We start from the raw sequence: 23,786 nt of genomic DNA, 5'->3' as shown, positions 1-23,786 counted from the left end.
CTGCCGCGACCACCGCACTCCGTCTGCGGGTGTCACGGCGCTTCCGGCCGGCGCGCCGGTGCGAGCCGGTCGCGCAGGAACTCCGTCACCCGGGTCCGGGCGGCCAGGGTCGGATGGCCGGGGGTGTCGCGGACCTCCCTCGTCAGTACGGAGTGCGCGGCGCTGGGGAACCCTGCGGCGTTGCCGGGTGACGCGTCGAGCTCGATCACCTCGAACGCCTCACCGAGGCGGCTGCGCAGCCCCGCGAACCGCTCGGGCGGGGCGAGGCGGTCCCCGCTGAACCGCAGCCCGAGCACGCACAGGCCGTCGGTGGTGGTGCGTTCGGCGACCCGGTCCAGCTCGTCGGCCGACAGGCCCGGGTCTGCGCGGCGGGCCGCGCCGAGCGGGAGCGGTAGGGACGGCTGGCTGAGCACGGAGGCGAGCACCGTGTCGTCGACGGCGGCCGCGAGCGCGAACCCGCCGCTGAAGCACATGCCGATCACCCCGACCCCCGCTCCTGGGGTCCGGCCTGCGAGGTCGCGGGCGAGCGCGCGGACGTAGTCGGCGACCGGGCGGCGGCCGTTGGTGGCGAACGCGCGGAACTCGGCGGCGACACACAGCCTGGCCATCACCGGCAGCGCGTACCCCGTCGTCTCGGTCCGGCCCGGCGTTCCGTACAGGGACGGGACCACGACGGTGAACCCCTCGCCGACGAGGTGTTCGGCGAGAGCGAGCACCTCCGGGGTGATTCCCGGGACCTCGGGGAGCAGCACGACGCCGGGGCCCGTGCCCTTCTCGTAGCACTCGTGGGTGATCGCGGAGCCGGTGAAAGACGTGCGGTTCCATCCGGTCAAATCGGAAACCGGAGCTTTCGAGGACATGGCGCGATCATCCCGGCCCGGACCAGGATGATCCGGGCCGGGCCGGGACTCGGCTGTCGATCAGCTCACCACGGCGGCGAACATGCCGGGCTCGTAGGAGCCAGCAGGGTTGCGCACGATCACGTTGAGCCGGTTGGCCGCGTTGACCAGGGCGACCAGCGCGACCAGCGCGCCGATCTGGTCGTCGTCGTAGTGCTTGCGCACCTGGGCCCAGGTCTCGTCGGACACTCCGTCGTGGGCGTCGGCGAGCCGGGTGCCCTCCTCGGCGAGCGCCAGCGCGGCCCGCTCGGCCTCGGTGTAGACGGTGGCCTCGCGCCAGGCGGCGACGAGGGTGAGTCGGACCGTGGTCTCGCCCGCGGCCATGGCCTCCTTGGTGTGCATGTCGATGCAGAAGCCGCAGCCGTTGATCTGGCTGGTCCGCATCGCCACGAGCTCCTGGGTGGCCTTGGGCAGTGCCGACTGCTGGATCACCAGGCTGGCATTGGCGAACCGCTTGGCGAACTTGACGGCGAGCTCGTTGTCGAACAGGTTGAACCGGGCGTCCATGACGTCGTCCTCACTCGTGGTGACACGTGCTTCCGCACTGGGCGACCACGAGATGCCGGCGACGCGATCTCTGTGACAGCCTCGCGGCTGTGACGTGCGACATAGCGCTCCGATGTCACAGAACGGCCTGCTCCGGTGTCTGGGGGATGGCACAGTCCAGAGTGAAGAGGAGCTCCCCATGGCCGGCGCGTCGCCGATGAACCAGGACGACCGCCCGGACCCCGCCACCGCGGCGTTCCTCGCCCACCGCAACCTGCTGTTCACCGTCGCCTACGAGATGCTCGGCTCGGCCGCCGACGCGGAGGACGTCCTGCAGGAGACCTGGCTGCGGTGGGTGGGCGTCGACCTCGGCGTCGTGCGGGACCAGCGGGCCTACCTGGTCCGGATCACCACCCGCCAGGCGCTCACCCGGCTGCGCACGCTCGGGCGGCGCAAGGAGTCCTACGTCGGCTCCTGGCTGCCCGAGCCGCTGCTCACCGCACCCGACGTGGCCGAGGACGTCGCGCTGGCCGACAGCGTCTCGATGGCGATGCTGCTGGTGCTCGAGACGCTCGGGCCGGTCGAGCGGGCGGTGTTCGTGCTGCGCGAGGTGTTCGACCTGGACTACGACGAGATCGCGGAGGCGGTGGACAAGAGCCCGGCCGCGGTCCGTCAGATCGCGCACCGGGCGCGGTCGCACGTGGCGGCGCGCCGGCCGCGCGGGGTCGTCTCCCCGGCGGAGACCCGAGGCGCCCTCGAGGCGTTCCAGCGGGCGGTCGAGACGGGCGACCTGCAACGCCTGCTCGACATCCTCGCGCCGGACGTCGTCCTGCTGGGTGACGGCGGCGGAGTCAAGCAGGCCGTGCCGCGGCCCATCGTGGGGGCCGACAAGGTGGCCCGCCTGCTGACCGTCGGGCTGGGCCGGGTCGCCCCCGTGATGTCGCTGCAGCCGGCACAGGTCAACGGCCACCCGGCGCTGATCGTCCGGCTCGACGGCGAGCTCGACACCGTCATGGCGGTGCGCATCGACGACGGCCTCATCACCGGGCTCTACGCCGTGCGCAATCCCGAGAAGCTGTCGCGCATGGAGCGGGAGACCGCCCTGAGCCGCTGACACAGGCGCGACATGGACACATCACGCTGTCCTGACGCCGCTGCGGCAGCGACATGTGTCCATGTCGCGGACGGGCCTCAGGCGAGCACCTCCCGCAGCCTCCGCGCGAAGGCCTCCGGTTGGCCCGCGTAGCCGAAGCCGCCACCGAGGAAGCCGCCGTGATGGCTCGGGAACACCGTGGCCTGCTGACCGAGCAACTCGGCGGCCGCGACCGCGGTGCGTCCGGTGAGGGTGCCCTGCGACTCCTCGCCCACGGCGATCACGACCCGCGTCGGCGCCGCGGCCAGCGCGTCGACGTCGGGCAGGTAACTGCTGACGGCCGAGGACCGGTCGGAGAGCAGCGGGTCGTCACGCGAGCCGTCGTCCTCGGCCGGCATCCCGAACAGGGCGGGATCCGGCGCGGGCCGGGCGAAGTAGTCGTCGGTGAACTCGCCGACCCACGACGTCATGGTGATGAAGGCCGCCATGGCGGCACCCCACCCCTTGGCCTCGTAGGTCTCCCGGATGCCGGCACTGGCGCGCGCGGCGGCCCGGGCGTCGGGGAGCAGCGTGATGAGCGGCGGCTCGTGCGCCACCAGGGTGATGACGTCACCGGGGTGGGCCGTGACGAGGGCGAGTGCGGTCACCGCGCCACCACTGCTCGCGAACATCTCGACCGGGCCCGCCCCGAGCGCCTCGATGACGGCGTGCACGTCGGCCGCCTGGACCTCGGGCACATGGTCGACGCGGCCGTCCTTGCGCGTGCTGCGCCCGAGCCCGCGCGGGTCGTAGGTGACCACGGTGCGGTCGGGGAAGTGCGACCGCAACGCCTCGAAGCCGCCGGCGTCCATGGGCTGGGCGATCATGACCAGTGGCGGGCGGCCGTCGGCGGCCGGCAGCGGGCCGTGGACGTCGTAGGCGAGCGTGACCTCGGGGGTCTCGAGCAGGTGCGTCGGCATGACCGTTCCGACTCCTCCCGAACCGGGAACTCAGCGGTTCACCTCTTGCGGCCGGACCTGCAGTCCCGGGGCGATGGTGGCGGCCACCAGCAGGACACAGACGGCTGCGGTCGCCGCCACCACGGCGGCCACTCCGAGCGGTGCCGCCCCGAGCGGCAGCAGCAGGATCACGACGACGCAGCTCACGAGGACGACGGGACGGATGACGGGCTGCGCGACGAGGCACACGTGGACCGCCCGGAGCAAGGCGATGAACACGGCGACCGGGATCGCGACGGCGTAGCCGATCACCAGCGGTGATGCCGCGAGGGCGTGCCCGCTCTGCTCGACCGCGACCTCGAGGCCGGCACCGAGGGCTGCCAGGCACGCGAAGATGCCGTAGTGGCCGTAGCCCCACAGGTAGGACCGGTGGCGGCGATCGCTCAGACCTTCCCCCGCCGGCTGGAGGAAGTAGAGCCACCACAGGGCGAACAGCAGCACGAGACCGGAGAAGGCGACGGTGACGAAGGACCCGCTGACGCCGCCCGCCGCGAGCGCTCCTTCGACCGCCGTGGTCGCGGAGAGGACGCTCTCTCCGAGCAGGATGATCGTGAACAGGCCGTAGCGCTCGCCGATGTGGTGCGGGTGCCACGTGGTGGCCCCGGTCCGTTCCGCCCACGGCGGCACGGCGAGCTCCAGGACGACCAGGCCGACGAAGAACAGCAGCAGGGCGGACCAGGACGTCAGGACACCCGTCTCTACGAGGACGAGCCGCAGCACCCAGCCCGCCTGCAGGATCGTGATGCCGGCGGCATAGCGCAGCGCGGTGCGCCGGCGCGGCGGATCCTCGACGGCCGCCCGCAGCCACTGGGCGACGAGCCCGATCCTCATGATGAGGTAGCCGAGCGTGACGATGCGGAAGTCGTCGTGGTCGGCCGCGGTGGGCACGCCGGCGGCGAGGACCAGTACGCCGGCCATCTGCACCATGGTCAGCAGCCGGTAGGGCACGTCGTCGGTGTCGTAGGACGAGGCGAACCAGGTGAAGTTCATCCACGCCCACCAGATCGAGAAGAAGACCAGGAGGAACAGCACGAGCCCGTCCAGGGCGTGACCGGCGGCGATGCTGTGCGCGAACTGGGCGGTGACGGCCGCGATCGCGACCACGAAGGTGAGGTCGAACAGCAGCTCGAGCGGGCTGGACACGCGGTGCGGCTCGTCGATCGGACGGGCGGTCATCCGGACCCGGATGCGGCCCGGGATACCTGCTGGTGGCACGAGTTCGCTCCTGTCGGTCCGAGAGTCCGTCCCCCGGAAGGACAGCACAGCGGCCCCGTTCGTGACAGGAAGGCGAGGATCGTCCGCCGGACTCATCGCTCCGACGATCGAGGTGAGCCGGGCACCGCACTGTCCGAACCGTCCTCCCCGGTGAACCGGCGCAGCTCGGGGCTGGTCGCGGTGCCCGCGGCGGTGAGCACCAGCGCTGCGCCGAGCACCACGAGCGTGCCCGCGGCGCCCAGCGTCGCGGCCAGCGCGCCACCGAGCACCGGTCCGAGCGGGGCGAGCCCCCGCGCCACGGTGGTGAGGCTCCCGTTCATCCGGCCGAGCATGTCCTCCGGCACCAGCTGGGCGTTGACCGCGCTCACCACCACGTTGATCGACGGGGTGGAGAGTGCGATGACGATCAGCGGGACCATCGGCCACCACGGGCCGAACGGCAGAGCCATTGCCGCCACCGCGGTGCCGAAGACCGCGACGATCGTGATCATCATCGCGCCGACCGGAAGGCGCCGGCCGATCAGGGTGGAGCCGAGCGCGCCGACCAGGCCGCCGATCCCGGCGCCGGCGAGCACGGTCCCGGTGCCCAGCGCCCCGCCGCCGCGCTCGCCGACGAGCACGATCAGCGGGATCATGAACGCCCCACCCAGCAGGTTGAGGGCGGTGAGCACGCCGTAGACCTCGCGCAGGCCCCGTCGGTGCCACAGCCAGGCGAGCGTGTCGCCCACCTTCCGCCGCATGCTCGGCCGGGTGGGCTCGCTTCCCGGTCCGTCATCCGACGGAACCGCGGACGCCCGCCCGGGCCGCCGGGGGACCTTCGCGAGAACGCCGCTGACGAGGGCGACCACGAAGGTGACCGTGTCGACCACGAAGGGAACCGCCGGGGCCAGTCCGTAGAGCAGGCCGCCCAGTGGCGGTCCGGCCAGCCTTGCCGCGTGGCTGCGCGACTCCTCCTGCATGTAGGCGGTGCGCAGCTGGGCCACGGGCACCAGGCCGCGGATCGCCGCGTACCGGACCAGGTCGGTGAACGCGGCGCAGACGCCGTCGACCACGCCGAACAGCACGAACTGCCACACCTGCACGTGGCCGGAGAGGACCAGAGCGGACAGGCATGCGGAGTTGACCACCCGCAGCGCCTGTCCGGTGACCAGCGTGCGGCGGCGGTCCCACCGGTCGACCCAGACGCCGGCCGGCATCAGGACGAGGATGCTCCCGGCGACACCCGCGCCGGCGATGATCCCCGCCCAGGCCGGCGATCCGGTGAGCGCGAGCACGAACAACGGCACCGCGAGCTTCGTGATCTCCGTGCCCAGCTGGGAGACCGCGGTGCCGAACCAGAGGAGCTGGAACCCGGTGTTCCGGCGCAGCGGCGGGTGATCGACCACGGCAGGAGATCATGCCCGCCCGGGCGATCAGCCGGTGATGATCCTGTTCTCGACCAGGAACTCCTTGGCGACGTCCTCGGGCGTCTCGCCGTCGATGTCGACCTTCGCGTTGAGCTGGGTGGCGCGCTCGGTGGTGAGCGCCGCGGCGATCGCGCCGAAGAGGGTGTTGTAGGCGTCCGGGTTGGCCGCGTACGTCTGCGTCCGCATGCTGACCGCGACGTTGTACGTGGCCAGGGCCTGCTTGTCGTCCTTCAGGACGACGAGCTTGTTCTGGAGTACCTGGGCGTCGGTGCCGAAGACGACGGCGAAGTTGCACGGCTCGCGCGCGGCCACGCTCGTGTAGACCAGTCCGAAGTCGAGAACGGCCACGTCGGCGTCGGGGAGGTCGAAGCCGTAGGTCTTCTCGACGGCGGGCAGGCCGTCGTTGCGGGTGGGGAACTCGGCGGCGGTGCAGAGGGTGGCGGCCGTCGGGTTCTGCTGCGCCAGCCGGGCGTAGTCGCTGATGGTGGCGACGCCGAACTCCCTCGCTGCGTCGGGGTTCGCGGCGAGCGCGTAGGCGTTGTTGGCGCCCGCCATGGCGAGCCAGGTGATCCCGTTGGCGGCGTCGGCGTTCTTGACCGCGTCGAACTGGGCCTGCTCGCCCGCGACCGGGTCGGTGTTGCCGAGCGGCCCGAGCCATGCGGTGCCGGTGTACTCCCAGTACATGTCGATCTGGTCCGACAGCAGCGCGCCGCGCACGACCGGGGTGCCGACGAGTGCCGTGCGGTCCTCCACCGTGGCGCCCGCGGCCCGCAGCGCCTGCACGGTGATCTGCCCGAGGATCAGCTGCTCGGTGAACTCCTTGGAGCCCACGGCGATCTGGGTGCCCGCCAGGTGGACGCGGGCCGCCACCGAGTCGCCGGTGTCTCCACCGCCCGCGCCGCCCGACCCGCTGCTGCATGCTGTCAGGGCGAGCGCACCGACGAGGGCCAGCGCGCCCAGCACACGGTGCGATCGGGATGTGGCTCTGGAAGTCACAGCGCCTCCTTCGTGGGATGTTGGGCGTTGAAGCTAGAGGCCACGGGGCCGCAGGACGTTTTCCGCCACGCCGAGGACGTGGTCGACGAGCAGGGCGAGCACCGCGGTGAGGATGCTCGCCACCACGATCACCGGGGTGCGGCTCTGCACGATGCCGCCGTAGACGACGCTGCCGAGCCCCCCGGCGTTGGTGAGCGCTCCGATGGTGGCCGTGCCGACGCCGATCACGGCCGCGGTGCGCACGCCGGCGAGGATGACCGGCACGGCGAGCGGCAGCTCGATCTCCCGCAGCACCCGGTTGCTCGACATGCCCATGCCGCGGGCGGACTCCACGACGAACGGGTCGATCTGCTGCAGTCCGACGATCGTGTTGCGCAGGATGGGCAGGAACGCGTAGACGACCAGCGCGACGACGGCGCCGCCGAAGCCGGGGGCGAACAGGATCGCGAACAGCACGATCACCCCGAGCGAGGGCACCGACTGCGCGATGTTGCCCAGCCCGACGACGACCGGGGTGAGGCGGCGCGCCCACGGCCGCGAGACCAGGATTCCCAGCGGCACCGCGAGGACGATGACGAGCAGCGTCGAGAGGCCGACCAGCTCCAGGTGCACGAGCGTGGCCGTGCGGAGACCGTCGAAGGTGAGCAGGCGGCGCTCGACGTCGTCGAGGTCGGCGAACGCGACGAAGACCACCACGCCGACGCAGACGAGGGCCAGCAGCGCGGGCACGCCGAGGTAGCGGCGCCACTGCGCGGTCCGCGAGCCGGGCGGCCGCTGCTCGGTGACCACCGTGTCGGTGCGGGCGTACGGGTCCTCGAGGCCGAGGCTCACCGCGACGGCACCTCCTCGCGGTCCTGCTCGTGGGCGTCGGTGCGCATGGTGTCGACCGCGGCCATGATCACCCGCATGTCGACGGTGCCCAGCAGGGCCCCGGAACCGTCGACGACGACCACGGCCCCCACCCGGCTGCCCACCATCGCGTCCAGCGCGTGGGCCAGCGTCGTGGTGGGCTCGACGGTGCCGCGCACCTCCACGCCCAGCCGCTCCAGCGAGCCGGGTTGCTCCAGCTCGTCGGCCCGCACCCAGCGCAGCGGCCGGCGCCGGTCGTCGAGCAGCAGCACCGATCCGTGCTCGGACGACGCGAGCGCGCGCAGCGCCGCCTCCCGCCCGGAGCCGATCGGGGAGGTCGGCCACTGCCCGAGCTCGACGTCGCGCACCCGGGCGAGACCGAGGCGCTTGAGCGCCGCGCCGGAGCCGATGAACTCCCGCACGAAGTCGTCGGCAGGTGCCGCGAGCACCGTCTCCGGGGTGTCGTACTGCGCGACCGTCGACCCCTCCCGCAGGATCGCGATCCGGTCGCCCATCGTGATCGCCTCGTCGATGTCGTGGGTGACGAAGACGATGGTCTTGCGGATCTCCTCCTGCAGGCGGAGGAACTCGTTCTGGAGCCGTTCGCGGCTGATCGGGTCGAGCGCACCGAACGGCTCGTCCATCAGCATCACCGGCGGGTCCGCGGCGAGCGCGCGGGCCACCCCGACCCGCTGGCGCTGACCGCCGGAGAGCTCCTTGGGGTAGCGGTCCCGGTAGGTCCCGGGGTCCATGCCCACGAGGTGCATGAGCTCGTCGAGCCGGTCGTCGATCCGCTGCTGCGACCACCCGAGCAACCGGGGGACCGTGGTGATGTTGCGTCCGATCGTCTGGTGGGGGAAGAGGCCGACCTGCTGGATGACGTAGCCGATGCGGCGGCGGAGATGGTCGGGGTTCGCCCTGGTCACGTCCTCGCCCTGCAGGCGGATGATCCCCGACGACGGCTCGATGATCCGGTTGATCATCTTGAGGGTCGTGGTCTTCCCGCAGCCGGACGGCCCGACGAGGATGACGATCTCGCCCTCGGCGATCGTCAGGTCGAGGGAGTCGACCGCGGGAGCGGACCGGCCCGGGTAGTGCTTGGTCAGCTGTTCGAGCTCGATCATGGCGGGCATCAGCGGACTCCCCTCGACGTAGTCACGCGGGTCAGGACGAGGAACGCGCCGTCGAGGAGCATGCCGACGAGCACGACACCGAGCGTGCCCATGAGGGCGAGGTTGACCGCGTTGGGGCTCGTGATCACCCGTAGCCCGGAGAAGATCAGCTCACCCAGCCCCGGGCCGCCGATGATCGGGCCCAGCGCCGCCACCCCCACCAGCAGCACCGCGGACACCCGCACCCCGGTGACCACGACCGGCCACGCGAGCGGCAGCTCGATGCTCACCAGCCGGCGCCAGCGCCCCATCCCGACCCCCTGGGCGGCCTCGACGACCGCGGGGTCGACCCCGTTGAGCCCGGTGACCGTGTTGCGCACGATCGGCAGCAGCGAGTAGAGCGCCAGCGCGACGATCACCGGCAGGGTCCCGATGGTGCCGAGCAGCGCGAGCAGCAGGGCGTACATCGCCAGCGACGGCACGGTGAGGATCAGCCCGCAGACGTGGACGGCCGCGGAGCGTGCCCGCGGCGTGCGGTGCACCGCCATACCCAGTGCCAGCCCGACCACGCTGCCGACGAGGAGCCCGGCGAGCACGACGGCGAGGTGCTCGAGCGACAGCTCGAGGAGCCGGTCGTAGTGGTCGAGGACGTACTCCGGGAAACTGATCGAGACTCCTTGCGGTGGTGCGCGTGGCAGTTGTGCGGATCGGCGCGTCGGCGGCGATCACCGGAACCTACCCACCGGACGCACCGGCCGCCGCATGTCGGGACGAACCGTTACGCCCGTTCGAGGGAAAGCCGCCCCGGCGACGGCTCTCGTGACAGAGGGTCCGACGGTGACGGGTCGACGGACGGTGGTGGGTGTGCTCACGGTGGGAGTGCTGTGCGCGGTCACGGGAACGGCCGCGGCGGCCCCGGCGCCGGGCGGGCTCGGGCCCGGCGACCACGCCTTCGTGAACGTGAGCGTGGCGACCCTGTGGGTGGCCCCGGACCGCCCGCGCGACCTGGACGCGCCTGCCCTCGGTAACCCGGTCGAGCTGGACCGGTGGAACCGGAGGATGGCGGACACCGGGACGCGCCGATGGCTCACCGGCAATCTGGAGACCCAGGCGGTCCTCGGCTCCGAGGTCGAGGTGACCGAGGTCGCAGGCGACTGGGCGCACGTGGTGGTCCTGGACCAGGCGACCCCACGCGATGCCCGGGGCTATCCCGGCTGGGTTCCGGTCCGCCAGCTCGTGGCGAACGCCGGGTTCGCCGCCGACGCGAGGAACCGGGACCGTGCGGTCGTCACCGCCACGCGGACCTGGCTCAGTGCCACCCCGGACGGGACGACCCCGCACCTGGAGGTCAGCGTCACCACGCAGCTACCGGTTCTCGCGCAGACCACCGACGGCGTCCGGGTCGTCCTGCCGGACGGTTCCGCCGCCTGGCTCCGCCGGGACGCCGTGGACGTCCACGCGCCGGGCGAGCAGCCCGCCACGCCGACGGGCGAGGATCTCGTCGCCACCGCGACGACGTTCCTGGGCCTGCGGTACCTGTGGGCGGGAACCTCCGCCTACGGGCTCGACTGCTCGGGGCTCATCTACACCGTCCACCGTGCCCACGGGATCGCCGTTCCCCGCGACTCCGGGCCCCAGTCGACGTTCGGCACGGCGGTGGCCGCCGGCGAGCTGCAGCCGGGCGACCTGCTGTTCTTCGCCCGGCCGGGCGGGGTCGGCAGCGTGCACCACGTGGGCATGTACGTCGGTGCCGGCCGGATGATCCACTCACCGAACGCCGCCGCGTCGGTGCAGATCGTCGACTGGGAGCAGTGGGACACCGGCCACGAGTTCGCCGGCGCCAGGCGCATCCTTCCGGGCGCGCCCGCTGCCGGTCAGCGGACGGCCTGACCGATTCCGAGCATGTTGCCCTCGCTGTCGCGGAACCAGACCGCCCGCTCGCCGGTGCCCGTGCTCGGGTAGTTGCCCGACACCGTGGTGATCCCGTCGACGGTGTGGCCGGGCAGGTTCACGTCCTCGAACTCCACCCCGCGAGACCGCAGGTCGGCAACCGTCGCGTCGATGTCGTCAACGTCCCAGCCCATCTGGGTGTGCGTCCCCGAGGGAGCCCCGGTGGAGGCGAACAGGGCGAACGTGCCCTCCGCGCAGCGGTAGAGCAGGCCGCCCGGTCGTTCCTCCGCCGGTTCGAGGCCCAGCTTCTCCGCGTAGAACGCCCGCGCCCGGTGGAGGTCCTGCGCGGGCAGTCTGGTGGCCACGCGACCGTTCGCCAGCGGTCGCGCAGCCGTCTCCCGTCGTCCTGCTGTCGGCCCCATGCCAGGTAGACCACGGGGAGGCCGGGGACTCATCGGCCGCGTCATGCCCCGCTCTCCGCAGGTCGCCCCGCCACTGAACCGCCGGCGCGCAGCGCGCGTTTCCTCCAGCAACGAGACCGGGGACACACGGGCGCGGTCGGCGCCTCGCCGCACGACAGTCGGTTGTCCTCCCCGGGGTACGGAAGGAGATCGGCGATGATCTGCGGGCGCTGTGGGTGGTTCCTGCCTGCCGACTGCACGTGTCGGCAGGTCGCCGACCCCGCCTCGATGGAGCGGCTGCGGGAGGCCGTCGAGCGGCGTCATCGGGAGTCGAGGGACCGGGCGCACAAGACCATGGCGGCGGTCCGCCGTCCGCCTGCGGAGCAGGACTGAGAACCACCGCGCTGCCGGTCCCCACGACCGTCGCGCATCAGGCGCTTCCCGGTGCGCGAGCGGAGCCGGTCAGGCCGTCGACGACGTGGTCGACGGCGTGCGCCAGCGGCTCCGGTTCGCCGTGCAGGTGGGCGAGCATGATCCCGCCCTGCAGCGCGGTGAGCAGGGCCCGCCCGGCCGCGGCCGGATCGGTGTCCGGGATGACCCCACCCGCCCGGACGGCCCGGTCGACCAGCCCGGCGAGGGCGTCCTGCCAGCGCCGGAAGAGATCGGCGAGCGTGTCGCGCAGCACCGGGTCCTGGTCGACCTGGCCGACGAACACCCCGAGGGGGCAGGTGCCCATACCGCTCTCGCGGTGAGCCAGCAACACCTCGGCGCGCCACTGCCCGAGGTCGGCGCACGCCGGGTCACCCAGGCTGGGCTGCGCCGCCATCACCCGCTCGAACTGGTGGTGCAGGACCGCGACGGCCAGGTCCTGCTTGCCGTCGAAGTAGTGGTAGAGCTGCGATTTCCCGGCGTTGCTCGCGGCGAGGACGTCGTCCATGGACGGGGAGGCGAGGCCCCGCTCCTGCATCAGCCGCGCCGCGGCGGTGACGATGGCAGCCCGTGTCCGGCGCCCGCGTTCGGTGGACGGCAGCTGCTTCATGGTGCTCCTGTCGTTCGCCTGAAGTGTACCGTTCAGTACATTCTACGTCTGGCGCGTCGCGTAGCGTCGGCGGGAAACAAGGTCACTCTGGACACGGGGAGGCGTCATGACCGGCCCGCGGGACGCGATCGTCGTCGGTGCCGGCATCAACGGGATGGTCGCTGCCGCGGAGCTGGCGAGGGCAGGCTGGACGGTCACCCTCGTCGACGGGAACGACCGGCTCGGCGGGTTCATCGACTCCGCCGAGCTGACGGTGCGGGCTACCGGCACGACACCTACTCGTCGTGGCACCCGCTGTTCGTCTCCGGCGGCGCGTACGCGGCGCTCGGCTCCGACCTGCATCGGCACGGTCTCCGCTACCGCAATACCGACGGCGAACTGACCGCCAGCGTGGCGGGCGACGGCCGGGTGACCATGGCGTACCGCGATCCGGTCCGCACCGCCGAGGCGTTCGGGAGTGCCGCCGACCGGAGTGCGTACCTCGCCGCGCTGGCCGAGTTCGATCACCTGCTGCCGCTGGTCGGCGCGGTGCTGGGCACCGAACCACGCTCGACCGGCACGGTGCGAGCACTCACCGACAGCAGGCGCAGGCTCGGCCGTGGCCATCTCGAGGAGCTGCTGCGCTCCACGGTGACCGGCGGCCGGGCCTGGGCGCGCAGCCGGTTCACCGGCGGCGAGGTCGACCATCTGTGGGTGCCGTGGCTGCTGCACGCCGGCCTCGCCCCCGACCAGGCGCAGGGCGGGCTGATGCTGCCGTTGCTGGCCGCGACCCTGCACGGCGTCGGACTGCCGGTGGTCGAGGGCGGTGCCGCAGCCTTCGTCGCGGCCTTCCGCGGGCTGCTCGACGAGCTCGGCGTCGAGGTGCGGCTCGGCGCGCCCGTCGAGGAGATCGTGGTGGCGGGCGGCCGGGCGATGGGGGTGCGGCTCGCGGGCGAGTCGATCTGGGCGGGCCGGGCGGTACTGGTGTCGGTGCCGCCGGACGCCCTGTACGGCGAGCTCCTCCCCGAGGTGAGAACCGAGGTGGCCGGGCTGGAGCAGGCCCGTCGCGAGGCCGCCCGGTTCCGGTACGGACGCGCCGCCATGCAGATCCACGTCGCGCTGTCCGGCCCACCGGCCTGGCGCGACCCCCGCCTTGCGGACGGGCCGCTCATCCACCTGACCGACGGTTCGGCCGGCACGGCGATCGCCTGCGCGCAGGCCGAGGCCGGCCTGCTGCCCGCGGTCCCGACCGTCGTGGTGGGACGCCAGGACGTGCTCGATCCCTCCCGCGTGCCCGACGGCGGCGCCGCGCTGTGGGTCCAGCTACAGGAGCTGCCCTTCGTCCCGGTCGGGGACGCGGCCGGTGAGCTGGACACCTCCGGCGGCTGGACCCGGGAGCTGGCGTCCGCCTACGCGGGCCGGGTGCTCGACCGCATCGCCGCGCACGCGCCCGGCCTGACCGGCACGATGCTGGGCACGACGGTCATCTCCCCGGTGGACCTCGCGGCGGCGAACCCGAACGCCCGCTACGGCGACCCGTACAGCGGCGCCTGCGACCTCGACCAGGCCGTGCTGTGGCGACCCCTGCCCTCGACCCGGTCGCATCGCACACCGATCGCGGGTCTGTGGCACATCGGCGCGTCCACCCACCCCGGCGCCGGCCTCGGCGGCGGGTCCGGGCACATCGTGGCCCAGCGGCTGGCCGCACCACCGTTGCTGCAGCGGGTGCAGGACCGGGTCATGGCGTTCCTGCCGGCGCGCTGAGGGCGGGCGCCCGGGACCCTCCTCAGGACCCGCCGATCGGGGCGGCGTCGGCCCTCGATGTCCCGAGCCGGCCACCGAACTCGATGCCCTTCGCCTCCTTGCCTGCCAGGGTCAGTCCGGCCACGGCGATCAGCACCGGGACGACCGTCGCCACCAGTGCGAACGGGTAGCCGTGCGATGCAGCGAGACTCTGCTGGATCGGCAGGTTGAACGCGGCCAGGCAGTTCCCGAGCTGGTAGGTGACGCCGGGATAGAAGCCGCGGATGGTGTCGGGCGACATCTCGGTGAGGTGTGCCGGAATCACGCCCCAGGCGCCCTGCACCACCACCTGCATGAGGAACGACCCGAGCACGAGGAACCCGGCCGTCCGGGAGAGCGCGAACAGCGGCACGATCGGCAGCCCGAGTATCGCGCAGAAGACGATGGTGTACCGGCGGCCGAACCGTTCCGACAGGGTGCCGAACACGATCCCGCCGATCATCGCGCCCACGTTGTAGACCACCGCGATCCACGTCGACGCGGCGACGGAGAGGCCCGCTCCGCCGTCGTCGGTGGCCTTCAGGAAGGTGGGGTAGAGGTCCTGCGTCCCGTGGCTCAGCCAGTTGAACGCGGTCATCAGCAGGATCAGGTAGCCGAACCGGCGCAGCACCACGGGATTGAGCAGGACGTCGCGGAACGTGGAGTTCGTCGCGCGCATCCGCTGCTGGGTGGCGCTCCACACCTCGGACTCCCGCACCCGCACCCGGATGAAGAGACTGATCAACGCCGGGATGATGCTGAGGGCGAACAGCCAGCGCCAGGACAGCCCGAGTGCGGTGATCACCACCAGCGAGGCGAGTGAGGCCAGCAGGTATCCCAGCGAGTAGCCCTGCTGCAGCAGGCCGGAGAAGAAGCCACGGCGCTTCACCGGGATCTTCTCCATCGCCAGCGCGGCGCCGAGACCCCATTCGCCACCCATTCCGATGCCGTAGAGCAGGCGTAGCACCAGGAGCACGGTGAAGTTCGGAGCGAACGCGCAGAGGAACCCGACGACCGAGTAGAAGCACACGTCGACGAGCAGTGGGATGCGCCGGCCCCTCCGGTCGGCCCAGATGCCGAACACGATCGCGCCCACCGGCCGCATGATGAGGGTCGCGGTGGTCAGGAAGGCCATTCGGGTCAGCGATACGCCGAAGTCGTGCGCGATGTCGGCATAGACGAACACGACGATGAAGTAGTCGAACGCGTCCATCGTCCAGCCGAGCAGGGCGGCGAGAAAGGAGTTCCGCTGGTCGGGTGTGAGTGACGTACTCGCCGAATCGGTCATTCCGGATGCTCGGCCTGCCATTTTACCCGGTCCTTCCCCCGACAACTGGTCGCACGATACGCGTAGCAATTGTTCGGGGCGACCCGGAGAAATAGGTAATTGTCGAGATGGCCCATTATGGGTGGAATGGTGGGGATGCCGGGCGGCGGCGCCCGGGGCGGCTGTGCGGCCGTGCTCGCAGGGCTTCTGTCGCAGGGCGTCCGAAGCTATAGTGTCTGTTGTAGATTCTCTGTCTCGTCCTCGGAGAGTCGTCCGACGATCCGGAAGGGGCGGGCTGCGCGGGTGGGGGGCGCGCCGTGGTTGCCCGGAGGTGATCATGAGCGGATATGGTCGGATGCGGGAGCGTCCCGTCCTGGTAGCGCAGATGGCCGCGCTGAAGGCCCGGGAGGACGCGGGCACGCCGAACTTCCGGCGGGGCGCGCTGGACGCGCTGCAGTGGCTGTGCGCGGGTGGTCCGGGGCCACTGACCGGGGTGCTCACCGGGCTCCCGGTGTCGTCCAGGGCGATCGTCCGTGAGCTGGCCGGGGCCGAGGCGATCATCTACGGCAGACCGTCGGGCTGCCGGGACTACGCGTGCGGGCTCGAACACGCCTTGATGTGGGCCCAGTTCGCCACTGCGGCGCCCCCCGCGCCCGACAGGCGCGCCGGGGCGGGCGCGGGTTCCTGACGTCGACTCCCGGCGGGACGCTCCGCCTCAGCCCGCTGTCGCCGGTCGGCCTGCCTGGTCCACGGGCACCTGCTCCGGGCCGACCGTGGGCTGCGGTTTGGGCCGGCCGCGGCGGTGGTCCCAGACGTCGCGCAGGATCACCTGGATGATGCCGGCTGCGGGAATGGCGAGCAGGGCACCGAGGATCCCGGCCAGCTCCACCGCCACCAGGATCGCCACGAGAACGGTGAGCGGGTTGAGCTTGACCGTGCGGGCGAAGATGAGCGGCTGCAGCAGGTGGTTCTCCAACTGCTGGTAGAGCACGAAGAACACGAGGACCGCGATCCCGGCGGGCACGGAGTGCACGAACCCTGCGATCGTGGCGACGACCGCTCCGATCGTGGCGCCGACCAGCGGGATCAGGTCGGTGATGGCGACGAAGAGCGCGATCAACCCGGCGAAGGGCACCCCGGCGATCTTGAGGACGGCGTAGGTGAGCAGCCCGCAGATCACGCTGATCAGCAGGTTGCCGGAGATGTAGCCGGTGACCGTCTTCGCGCAGTCGTGTGTGACCCTGCGGATCCGTTCGGCGCGGTCCGGCGGGAACAGGGCGAGCGACCCGTCGACGACCTTCGGACCTTCGAGCACGGCGAGGTAGGCCAGCACGAAGATCGTGACGGTGGCGACGACGGCCGTGCCGGCCGCCTGCACCACACCGAGCGCAGGTGTGCCGAGGCCCGTGGCGAACTCGCGGATCCGGTCCTGGTTGTTCTGCACCCATTCCAGGGCGTGGACCCGCGTGAGCAGGTCTCCGACGGGGCCGCGGCCCGCGCGGGCGTCGGCGATCAGGGGCGGCAGCTGCCCCGCGACCTGCGTGCCCTCCTGCGCCAGCGGCACCGCGAACACCGCGAGCAGCCCGCCCAGTACGACCAGCACCAGCACGAACACCAGCAGCGTGGCGAGCGACCGGCGGCCGCGGGTGACGTGGCGCTGCACCCAGTCGACCACCGGGTACAGCGCGACCGCGAAGAACAGTGCCACGGCCATCCAGATCAGCACGCGTTCGACCCGCGTCACGAGAAGCACCGCGACGCCGGTGGCCAGCACCAGCCCGATGGTGGTCAGGATCGTCCGCACCGGAACCCGGGAGCGGGCTTCCTCGGTTGTCGCATCGGTCACCGGGCCGGGGTTCACCGCCACGGCTCAGCGCAAACAGTCCGGCCGGCTCCGGGGTTCGGGCTCAGCCCCGGTCCGGGTCGGTCTGGTAGACGTCCGGCACGCCGTCGGCGTCGGTGTCGAGCTCCTCGGCGGCGCGGATGCGGCGGTAGTAGCGGTTGCGGATGCGCAGCACCACCGTGGCCAGCAGCGCCGACAGCAGCGACCCGGCCAGCACCCCGATCTTGACGTGGTCGTCGCGTTCGGTGCCCGCGCCGAAGGCGAGCTCGCCGATGAGCAGGGACACGGTGAACCCGATCCCGGCGAGCAGGGCGAGCCCGAGCACGTCCCACCACGACAGGCCCTCGTCGAGGGTGGCCCGGGTGAAGCGCTGCACGGTCCACGTCGCGCCGAGCACCCCGATCGGTTTGCCGACCAGCAGGGCGATGACGACGCCGAGCGTGACGCTGTCGGTGAGGCTCGAGCCGAGCCCTCCGGACCCCGACACGGACACCCCGGCGGCGAAGAACGCGAAGACCGGCACGGCGAAACCCGCCGAGATCGGCCGGAAGCGGTGCTCGAAGTGCTCGGCGAGGCCCGGGCCGGGGCCGTCGGCGCGCCGGAGCACCGGCACGGCGAACCCGAGCAGCACCCCGGCCACGGTGGCGTGCACCCCGGAGGCGTGCACGAGCGCCCACGTGACCGCGGCGAGAGGCAGCAGCAGCCACCAGGACCGGACCCGGCGCTGCACCAGCACCGTGAACAGCCCGAGCGGCAGCAGCGCGAGCGCGAGCGGAACCAGCTGCAGGGAGTCGGTGTAGAAGACGGCGATGATCGTGATCGCGAGGAGGTCGTCGACCACGGCGAGGGTGAGCAGGAACGTCCGCAGCGCCGACGGGAGGTGGGTGGCGATGACGGCCAGCACGGCGAGGGCGAAGGCGATGTCGGTTGCGGTCGGGACGGCCCATCCGGCCAGCGCACCGGCGCCCGCGCCGGCGTTGAGGGCCACGTAGATCACGGCGGGGGCGGCCATCCCCCCGACGGCGGCGGCGACCGGCAGTGCTGCGCGCCGTGGGTCGCGCAGGTCGCCTGCCACGAACTCGCGTTTGAGCTCCAGCCCGGCCACGAAGAAGAAGATCGCCAGCAGGCCGTCGGCCGCCCACTCCGCCAGTGTCAGGTCGAGGTGCAGCGCGACCGGGCCGACCGTGAGGCCGGCGAGTCCGGTGTAGATGCCGGACCACGGCGAGTTCGCCCACACGAGCGCGATGACCGCGGCGCCGACCAGCAGCGCGCCACCCACGGTCTCGGTGCGCAGGATCTCGGCGACCCGGCTGACCTCGGGCCAGCTCCCCCGGCCGAACAGACGGGGTGACGGACGGCCGGTCGGCGTGGTCACTGTGCCTCCACAGGGGTCGGGAACGAGACCGCCGACCAGACTTCCCGGCACACCGCCCGTCATCGTAGGGCCCACCCGGGTGGAGCACCGGGCGGCCGCCGCTGCGCCGCAGGCCGTGGGCGGGCGCGGAGCGTGTGACGACCGGGGGTGAGGAGTTCCTCCGACCGGGGTTCGCCCTGTTCAGACGGGGTGGACGCCGCTACAGTCAGGCCACGACGCAGGCCTGGCCCCTGCTCCGCGTCCGCTGGACAAGCCGCGCCGGATCAGCAACCGCATCCGGGGCGACCTGGCTCGGAGCTCGTCGGGTACGAGGTTCGCGGAGTGCCACCGAAGCTGTCGGCTCCGAGTCTCCTGGCCCTTCTCACGCAGAACGATGGCCTCCGCCGGCGAGGCCGGGAAGTGCGGGTGTGTGGCATGGACGTGTTCGCAGGCGGTCGAGAGGCGCCGTCGCCAGAAATCGACACCGCACGGATCCGGCTCGTCAGCGTGAGCGGGCCGGCCACGGAAGTGACCGTGCACGTCAGCGGCGAGATCGACCTGTTCACCGAGCCGGCACTGACCCGCTGCCTGACCGAACAGCTCCGGACCGGTCCAGGCCTCTCGAGCCTGGTCGTCGACCTGTCGTCGGTGACCTTCGTGGGCGCGCGTGGCCTCTCCGCACTCCTGGAGGTGGCGAGCATCGCCACGCGCCACGACGTCGCGTTCCGCGTGGTCGGGTGCAGCCGGCAGGTCCTCCGGTGCCTCGACATCATCGACCCCCACGACACGCTGCCGCGCCAGGCCGACTGCGCCCCACCGGCGTCGGGCCGTCATCGCGGCGACTGGGGGAGCCGTCGCCGCAGAGCCGGTGACACGCCGCAGCGCACCGTGTTCATCCCGGCCCAGACGCGTCGTCCGGTCTCGGGATCGTGAGCAGTGACCTGCGGGTTCTCACCGGAATGGGGTAGCTGACGGGTCTCCGCCCGTGGTACCCCGCGGACGAGCCGGCTTCCCGGGCAGGGGCCCGGGAACCGGTCGGAGGAGGTGGCTGTTGTGAGCTTCACGAGCAAGCTCGGCAACAAGGCCCAGGAACTGCGCGGACGCTTCAAGCGGAACACCGGCGAGGTCACCGGCAACAGGCGCCTCCAGGCCAAGGGCAGATCGGACGAGGTGAAGGGCCGCTTCAGGCGAATGGTCGAGAAGGTCAAGGACATGTTCCGCGGGCGGGGCCGTCGCCGTCACCATCCCTGAGCTCCGCCGCCCGGGCCGCGCTGTGATCTCGCGGACGCGGGGGAGCCACCTCCGCAGGTGAGGGCGGGTCGGCCTCGGGCAGCCGCCCGGCCGCGTCCTTGACGCGCCCGGCGCATGGCGGTCTGCTGATCCCCAGCTCGTCGATCGGGGGATTGGCCATGACGGAGCCGGTTGCGGCGGCTGTGGACTCGTTGCGGCTCGTGGACCACCACGTCCACGGCGCGGCGAGCGGCGGCCTCGACGCCGCCGGTTTCGCTGCCGGGCTCTCCGAGTCCTCCTGGCCCGCACCTGCGGGCACCTCGCATCTGGACTCGCAGATCGGCTTCGCCGTCCGCCGCTGGTGTGCCCCGGTGCTCGATCTGCCCCCGCACGTCGACGTGCCCGACTACCTGGAGCGGCGCCGCGTGCTCGGCCCAGCCGAGGTGACCCGCCGCTTCCTGACCGCGAGCGGTATCGGGTGCTTCCTCGTGGAGACGGGCTACCGCGCCGACGAGATTCTCGGGCCCGCGGAGATGGCCAGTGCCGCGAGCACGCCCACCGAGCCGGCATCGGCCGAGGAGGTCGTCCGGCTGGAGTCGGTGGCCGAGGACGTGGCAGCGGCGGGGACCGACGCGTCCGGCTTCGCGGCCGCGTTCGCCGCCGCCCTCGACGAGCGGGCGCGTGGCGCCGTCGGGCTGAAGTCGGTGATCGCCTACCGGTACGGCCTCGACTTCGATCCCGAGCCACCCGATCCCGGCGAGGTGCGGCGAGCCGCCGGGCAGTGGCTGCGGGCCGGGGGACGCCTCACCGACCCGGTGCTGCTGCGCCACCTGCTGTGGGTGGGCGTGGAACGGGGGCTCCCGCTGCAGTTCCACGTCGGCTACGGCGACACCGACCTCACCCTGCACCGCAGCGACCCGTCGTTGATGACCGGGTTCCTGCGCCGGGTGCAGGACCGCCAGGTGCCGATCATGCTGCTGCACTGCTACCCGTACCACCGCACGGCGGCCTACCTCGCCGCCGCGTTCCCGCACGTCTACCTCGACGTCGGGCTGGCGATCAACTACGCCGGCTCGCGGAGCGCGGCGGTGGTGGCCGAGTCGCTGGAGGTGGCGCCGTTCGCCAAGGTGCTCTTCTCCTCCGACGCATGGGGCCCCCCGGAGCTGCACCACCTGGGCGCGCTGCTGTGGCGCCGCGCGATGACCGAACTCCTGGGTGCGTGGGTGTCGTCGGGCGACTGGTCCTCGGCCGACGCGGTCCGCGTCGCCGCGATGGTCGGCGCGGGGAACGCGCGGCGCGTCTACGCGCTGGGGGAGCGGTGACGGACGCCCCGCCGGGGCACACCGAGCTGCTCGACCGGATCGCGGCCGACGGGGTGCGGCTGCTGCGGTTCCTCTACTGCGACCCGAGTGGGGTGATCCGCGGCAAACAGGCGCACGCCTCGCGGCTGGACGGGGCGCTCACCTCCGGGCTCGGGCTGACGCGGGCGCAGAACGCGATCAACGTGCTCGACGACCTCGTCGCGGTCGAGGACATGGAACCGGTGGGCGAGATCCGCATCGTCCCCGACCTCACCACCTATGTCCGGCTGCCCTGGCTGGACGGGGTGGGCAGCGTGCTGTGCGACCAGGTGGGCCACGACGGGCGGGACTGGGGCTGCTGCCCACGAGCGTTCCTGCAGCGCGCCGTGGCGGCGGCAGACGAGGCGGGGCTGCGCGTCCGTGCGGCGTTCGAGAACGAGTTCTACCTGGCCGAACGCACCCCCGACGGGCCACGGCCGTGGGCCGACGGGCCCGTGTACTCCTCGGCGGGCCTGGACCGGGCCGCCCCCGTCATGAACGACATCGTCGACGCGCTGGTCGAGCAGGGTCTCGTGGTCGAGCAGGCCATCAACGAGTACGGGCCGGGACAGCAGGAGATCTCCGTCCGCTACGCCGACGCGCTGGCCGCCGCCGACAACCAGCTGCGGCTGCGCGACACCGTCCGCGGGGTCGCCGAGTGCGGGCACGGCCTGCTGGCGTCGTTCGCGCCGCGGCCGTGGCCGGACGCGATCGGCAGTGGGACCCACGTGCACTTCTCCCTGTGGGACGGCGAGGGCACCACGAACCTGCTGCCCGAGCCCGCCGACCCGTTCGCCGTGTCGGAGCGGGCCCGCGCGTTCCTGGCCGGCGTGCTCGACCACCTCCCCGCTCTCGTCGCGCTGACCTGCCCGTCCTACCTGTCCTACGACCGGCTCCGGCCGAGCGCCTGGGCCGGGTCGACCGTCTCGTGGGGCTTCGACAACCGGGAGGCCGCGCTGCGGGTCGCGTCCCCGTTCCGGGGCCGGGAGCAGGAGAGCGCCAACGCCGAGCTGAAGGCGTGTGACGCGAGCAGCAACCCCTACCTCGCACTCGGCGGCCTGATCCTCGCCGGGCTCGACGGCGTCGCCCGTGAGCTCGACCTGCCCGAACCGGCCCCGCGCGATCCGGCGTCGTTGAGCTGGGAGGAGGCCGGCCGTTGCGGGGTCCAGCCGCTGCCCACCGACCAGCGGACCGCCCACGCGCTGCTGGAGGCCGACCCGGTGCTGATGGAAGGCCTCGGAGACCTGCTGGGCCGGTGCATCCTCGCCACCCGCCGGGCGGAGTACGACCGGTGCGCCGAGATGGGTGACGACGCCGTGCGAGCGGCCACCTTCACCACGTTCTGACCGGGCGACTCGCGGGTCGGAAACGGGCGACTCGCGGGTCGGAAACGGGCGACTCGCGGGTCGGAAACGGGCGACTCGTGGGTGGCTGAGCGTCAGCCCTCCGACACCACCCGGGCGTCCGGGCCAGGGAAGTAGACCGACTCGTGGCCGTCCTGCCAGCGGACCCGGTAGTGCTCCCGCTCGCCGTCGCCGATCACCTCGACCACCTCACCCCGTCGAGGCCGGGTGTCGAGCGTGGTGGTCTCGACGACGATCTGGTCTCCCGTGCAGCAACGCATCGCGCGTCCTCCTCCACTGGTGCCCGTGCCAAGTCTGGGACCGCGCCGGGCCGCCGACAAGGCCGAAGGGCCTCCGATCCTCAGGAACCGTGCCGGGGCAGTGGGGCTCGGGGGGTGAGCAGCACCGAGCACGGCGCGTGGTGCAGAGCGCTGCAGGCGACGAGCCCGAGCGGACCGGGTGGGGACGTACGTGAGGCGCCGACGACCAGGAGGTCGGCGTCGAGCCCCTCGCCGACCATCTCGTGCGGGTGGACGCGGAGCAGCCGCTGCTCCACGGTGAGCCCGGGGACGGCGTCGAGCACGTCGGCCTCGGCCCGGTGCAGGAGGCTCCGGGCGCGGTCGAGTGCGGCGTCGAGCCCGACGCTGCGCGCGCCGAACGAGGTGGGCACCCCGTGCGCGACGACCAGTTCCGCGCCCATGTGCTGGGCGGCGGTGGCGGCGGCCGCCAGCACGGGCGCGTCGTCGGGCAGGGACTGCACGGCGGCGACGACCCGGCGCGGCCCCGAGCGGGCGGCGGTGCCGGGCTCGGAGACGACGGCGAGGACGGCGACGCCCTGGCGGGCCGCGTCCGCCGCGGTCTCGGCGATCGTTTCGATGCGCTGGGCCGACGCGGGGAAGTCGCCGGGTGCGGCCTCCGGGAGGTGCTGGCGGCGCAGCCACCGGCCGGACCGGCGGCACCACTGCACCACCCAGTCCGGTGCTTCCGAGCCGTCGCACACGATCACCACGCCGCTGCGCTCCACGGGATCGGCGTGTCGGATCGGCAGGGTGGTCACGTGGACGCTCACTACTGCGACCCTTCTCCGGAGAGCGGCCCCCGGTCCATTACATGATGGTGGGAACCTGCGCCCCCGGAACGACCCGGTGCAACCGGCCGACGGGTCGCCCTGGACCCGATCGGCCGCCGCCGGCACCCGGGCGGGCACACGGCCGTCACGCGGCGCGGTGACCGCCCTCGGGACGCCGGCCGCTGGCGTGCCTTG

At 72.5% G+C, this 23,786-nt stretch carries 26 protein-coding genes; 10 read left to right on the top strand and 16 right to left on the bottom strand.

Going from position 1 to position 23,786, the window contains the following annotated elements:
* Positions 1–32: 32 nt before the first annotated feature.
* Together HF577_RS08060 and HF577_RS08055 are read right to left on the bottom strand one after the other, a co-directional pair.
* On the bottom strand, positions 33–833 hold the full coding sequence (locus tag HF577_RS08060) for a dienelactone hydrolase family protein (protein WP_211173947.1): 801 nt from the start codon (positions 831–833) through the stop codon (positions 33–35).
* Between the two features lie 87 nt (positions 834–920).
* The gene (locus HF577_RS08055; RefSeq protein WP_169395122.1) at positions 921–1,406 is read right to left on the bottom strand and encodes a carboxymuconolactone decarboxylase family protein; all 486 of its coding nucleotides are present in this window, start codon (positions 1,404–1,406) and stop codon (positions 921–923) included.
* Between the two features lie 178 nt (positions 1,407–1,584).
* Here HF577_RS08055 and HF577_RS08050 point away from each other — a divergent pair, with 178 nt between their 5' ends.
* Entirely contained in the window at positions 1,585–2,499 is a 915-nt protein-coding gene (locus tag HF577_RS08050; RefSeq protein ID WP_169395121.1) for an RNA polymerase sigma-70 factor, read from the top strand.
* 77 nt (positions 2,500–2,576) lie between these two features.
* Here the strand turns inward: HF577_RS08050 and HF577_RS08045 are convergent, their stop codons facing one another.
* The 7 genes from HF577_RS08045 to HF577_RS08015 form a co-directional block, all read right to left on the bottom strand.
* Positions 2,577–3,437: an alpha/beta fold hydrolase gene (locus HF577_RS08045; RefSeq protein WP_169395120.1), complete on the bottom strand. Its 861-nt coding sequence runs from the start codon at positions 3,435–3,437 to the stop codon at positions 2,577–2,579.
* Between the two features lie 30 nt (positions 3,438–3,467).
* Positions 3,468–4,652, bottom strand: a complete 1,185-nt coding sequence (locus HF577_RS08040; RefSeq protein ID WP_169395119.1) for a low temperature requirement protein A — start codon at positions 4,650–4,652, stop codon at positions 3,468–3,470.
* A 131-nt stretch (positions 4,653–4,783) separates the two neighbouring features.
* Positions 4,784–6,076: an MFS transporter gene (locus HF577_RS08035; protein WP_169395118.1), complete on the bottom strand. Its 1,293-nt coding sequence runs from the start codon at positions 6,074–6,076 to the stop codon at positions 4,784–4,786.
* Between the two features lie 27 nt (positions 6,077–6,103).
* Positions 6,104–7,093, bottom strand: coding sequence for a glycine betaine ABC transporter substrate-binding protein (locus HF577_RS08030; RefSeq protein ID WP_169395117.1), 990 nt, complete (start codon positions 7,091–7,093; stop codon positions 6,104–6,106).
* A gap of 33 nt (positions 7,094–7,126) precedes the next feature.
* Positions 7,127–7,924 (bottom strand): ABC transporter permease, encoded by a 798-nt coding sequence (locus tag HF577_RS38010; protein ID WP_211173946.1) that lies wholly within the window; start codon positions 7,922–7,924, stop codon positions 7,127–7,129.
* The gene (locus HF577_RS08020; RefSeq protein WP_169395116.1) at positions 7,921–9,075 is read right to left on the bottom strand and encodes an ABC transporter ATP-binding protein; all 1,155 of its coding nucleotides are present in this window, start codon (positions 9,073–9,075) and stop codon (positions 7,921–7,923) included. The genes HF577_RS38010 and HF577_RS08020 overlap by 4 nt, the downstream gene beginning before the upstream one ends.
* Entirely contained in the window at positions 9,075–9,650 is a 576-nt protein-coding gene (locus HF577_RS08015) for an ABC transporter permease (RefSeq protein WP_211173945.1), read from the bottom strand. Before HF577_RS08015 ends, HF577_RS08020 begins: the two co-directional genes overlap by 1 nt.
* A 241-nt stretch (positions 9,651–9,891) precedes the next feature.
* Here HF577_RS08015 and HF577_RS08010 point away from each other — a divergent pair, with 241 nt between their 5' ends.
* The gene (locus HF577_RS08010; protein ID WP_211173944.1) at positions 9,892–10,944 is read left to right on the top strand and encodes a C40 family peptidase; all 1,053 of its coding nucleotides are present in this window, start codon (positions 9,892–9,894) and stop codon (positions 10,942–10,944) included.
* Here the strand turns inward: HF577_RS08010 and HF577_RS08005 are convergent.
* Positions 10,929–11,309, bottom strand: a complete 381-nt coding sequence (locus HF577_RS08005; protein WP_312859005.1) for a VOC family protein — start codon at positions 11,307–11,309, stop codon at positions 10,929–10,931. The two genes, HF577_RS08010 and HF577_RS08005, sit on opposite strands and share 16 nt — an antisense overlap.
* A gap of 252 nt (positions 11,310–11,561) precedes the next feature.
* On the opposite strand from HF577_RS08005, the gene HF577_RS08000 reads away from it, so the two are divergent.
* Entirely contained in the window at positions 11,562–11,738 is a 177-nt protein-coding gene (locus HF577_RS08000; RefSeq protein ID WP_169395113.1) for a hypothetical protein, read from the top strand.
* Positions 11,739–11,775: 37 nt separating this feature from the next.
* Here HF577_RS08000 and HF577_RS07995 read toward each other — a convergent pair whose 3' ends face one another.
* A complete protein-coding gene (locus HF577_RS07995) occupies positions 11,776–12,384 on the bottom strand; it encodes a TetR/AcrR family transcriptional regulator (protein WP_169395112.1) in 609 nt (202 codons plus the stop codon).
* A 106-nt stretch (positions 12,385–12,490) separates the two neighbouring features.
* On the opposite strand from HF577_RS07995, the gene HF577_RS38005 reads away from it, so the two are divergent.
* Together HF577_RS38005 and HF577_RS07990 are read left to right on the top strand one after the other, a co-directional pair.
* Positions 12,491–12,766: an FAD-dependent oxidoreductase gene (locus HF577_RS38005; RefSeq protein ID WP_246266052.1), complete on the top strand. Its 276-nt coding sequence runs from the start codon at positions 12,491–12,493 to the stop codon at positions 12,764–12,766.
* 8 nt (positions 12,767–12,774) lie between these two features.
* Positions 12,775–14,127, top strand: coding sequence for a phytoene desaturase family protein (locus HF577_RS07990; RefSeq protein WP_246266051.1), 1,353 nt, complete (start codon positions 12,775–12,777; stop codon positions 14,125–14,127).
* 22 nt (positions 14,128–14,149) lie between these two features.
* On the opposite strand, the gene HF577_RS07985 is transcribed toward HF577_RS07990, so the two are convergent.
* Entirely contained in the window at positions 14,150–15,433 is a 1,284-nt protein-coding gene (locus HF577_RS07985; RefSeq protein ID WP_169395111.1) for an MFS transporter, read from the bottom strand.
* Between the two features lie 316 nt (positions 15,434–15,749).
* On the opposite strand from HF577_RS07985, the gene HF577_RS07980 reads away from it, so the two are divergent.
* A complete protein-coding gene (locus HF577_RS07980; protein ID WP_169395110.1) occupies positions 15,750–16,100 on the top strand; it encodes a hypothetical protein in 351 nt (116 codons plus the stop codon).
* Between the two features lie 27 nt (positions 16,101–16,127).
* Here the strand turns inward: HF577_RS07980 and HF577_RS07975 are convergent, their stop codons facing one another.
* Positions 16,128–17,258, bottom strand: coding sequence for an AI-2E family transporter (locus tag HF577_RS07975; RefSeq protein WP_169395109.1), 1,131 nt, complete (start codon positions 17,256–17,258; stop codon positions 16,128–16,130).
* 61 nt (positions 17,259–17,319) lie between these two features.
* Entirely contained in the window at positions 17,320–18,630 is a 1,311-nt protein-coding gene (gene nhaA, locus HF577_RS07970) for a Na+/H+ antiporter NhaA (RefSeq protein ID WP_312859004.1), read from the bottom strand.
* Between the two features lie 414 nt (positions 18,631–19,044).
* Here nhaA and HF577_RS07965 point away from each other — a divergent pair, with 414 nt between their 5' ends.
* From HF577_RS07965 to HF577_RS07950, 4 genes are all read left to right on the top strand, one after another.
* Positions 19,045–19,542, top strand: a complete 498-nt coding sequence (locus tag HF577_RS07965; protein ID WP_169395107.1) for an STAS domain-containing protein — start codon at positions 19,045–19,047, stop codon at positions 19,540–19,542.
* A 120-nt stretch (positions 19,543–19,662) separates the two neighbouring features.
* On the top strand, positions 19,663–19,860 hold the full coding sequence (locus tag HF577_RS07960; protein ID WP_312859003.1) for a CsbD family protein: 198 nt from the start codon (positions 19,663–19,665) through the stop codon (positions 19,858–19,860).
* A gap of 158 nt (positions 19,861–20,018) precedes the next feature.
* Positions 20,019–21,161, top strand: coding sequence for an amidohydrolase family protein (locus tag HF577_RS07955; RefSeq protein WP_169395105.1), 1,143 nt, complete (start codon positions 20,019–20,021; stop codon positions 21,159–21,161).
* Positions 21,158–22,525, top strand: coding sequence for a glutamine synthetase family protein (locus tag HF577_RS07950; RefSeq protein ID WP_169395104.1), 1,368 nt, complete (start codon positions 21,158–21,160; stop codon positions 22,523–22,525). Before HF577_RS07955 ends, HF577_RS07950 begins: the two co-directional genes overlap by 4 nt.
* Positions 22,526–22,617: 92 nt before the next feature.
* On the opposite strand, the gene HF577_RS07945 is transcribed toward HF577_RS07950, so the two are convergent.
* Positions 22,618–22,803 carry a DUF1918 domain-containing protein gene (locus HF577_RS07945; RefSeq protein ID WP_169395103.1) on the bottom strand — a complete coding sequence of 62 codons (186 nt, stop codon included), beginning with the start codon at positions 22,801–22,803 and terminating at the stop codon, positions 22,618–22,620.
* An 80-nt stretch (positions 22,804–22,883) separates the two neighbouring features.
* Complete coding sequence (locus HF577_RS07940) at positions 22,884–23,579, bottom strand: universal stress protein (protein WP_211173943.1); 696 nt, start codon at positions 23,577–23,579, stop codon at positions 22,884–22,886.
* Between the last annotated feature and the right edge of the window lie 207 nt (positions 23,580–23,786).

Origin of the sequence: Pseudonocardia xinjiangensis, from assembly GCF_012911925.1 — a bacterium.
GTDB classification, from domain to species: domain Bacteria; phylum Actinomycetota; class Actinomycetes; order Mycobacteriales; family Pseudonocardiaceae; genus Pseudonocardia; species Pseudonocardia xinjiangensis.
Note: the sequence above shows the minus strand (reverse complement) of the source record. Positions and strands in the feature narration are given on the sequence as shown.

What these genes read in the sequence shown, in the direction of transcription:
- HF577_RS08020 (WP_169395116.1), bottom strand. Translation starts at nt 9,075, where the DNA reads ATGCCCGCCATGATCGAGCTCGAACAGCTGACCAAGCACTACCCGGGC.
- HF577_RS38005 (WP_246266052.1), top strand. Translation starts at nt 12,491, where the DNA reads ATGACCGGCCCGCGGGACGCGATCGTCGTCGGTGCCGGCATCAACGGG.
- HF577_RS08050 (WP_169395121.1), top strand. Translation starts at nt 1,585, where the DNA reads ATGGCCGGCGCGTCGCCGATGAACCAGGACGACCGCCCGGACCCCGCC.
- HF577_RS08040 (WP_169395119.1), bottom strand. Translation starts at nt 4,652, where the DNA reads ATGACCGCCCGTCCGATCGACGAGCCGCACCGCGTGTCCAGCCCGCTC.
- HF577_RS08055 (WP_169395122.1), bottom strand. Translation starts at nt 1,406, where the DNA reads ATGGACGCCCGGTTCAACCTGTTCGACAACGAGCTCGCCGTCAAGTTC.
- HF577_RS07945 (WP_169395103.1), bottom strand. Translation starts at nt 22,803, where the DNA reads ATGCGTTGCTGCACGGGAGACCAGATCGTCGTCGAGACCACCACGCTC.
- HF577_RS07965 (WP_169395107.1), top strand. Translation starts at nt 19,045, where the DNA reads ATGGACGTGTTCGCAGGCGGTCGAGAGGCGCCGTCGCCAGAAATCGAC.
- HF577_RS07980 (WP_169395110.1), top strand. Translation starts at nt 15,750, where the DNA reads ATGAGCGGATATGGTCGGATGCGGGAGCGTCCCGTCCTGGTAGCGCAG.
- HF577_RS07995 (WP_169395112.1), bottom strand. Translation starts at nt 12,384, where the DNA reads ATGAAGCAGCTGCCGTCCACCGAACGCGGGCGCCGGACACGGGCTGCC.
- HF577_RS08045 (WP_169395120.1), bottom strand. Translation starts at nt 3,437, where the DNA reads ATGCCGACGCACCTGCTCGAGACCCCCGAGGTCACGCTCGCCTACGAC.
- HF577_RS08000 (WP_169395113.1), top strand. Translation starts at nt 11,562, where the DNA reads ATGATCTGCGGGCGCTGTGGGTGGTTCCTGCCTGCCGACTGCACGTGT.
- HF577_RS07955 (WP_169395105.1), top strand. Translation starts at nt 20,019, where the DNA reads ATGACGGAGCCGGTTGCGGCGGCTGTGGACTCGTTGCGGCTCGTGGAC.
- HF577_RS07985 (WP_169395111.1), bottom strand. Translation starts at nt 15,433, where the DNA reads ATGACCGATTCGGCGAGTACGTCACTCACACCCGACCAGCGGAACTCC.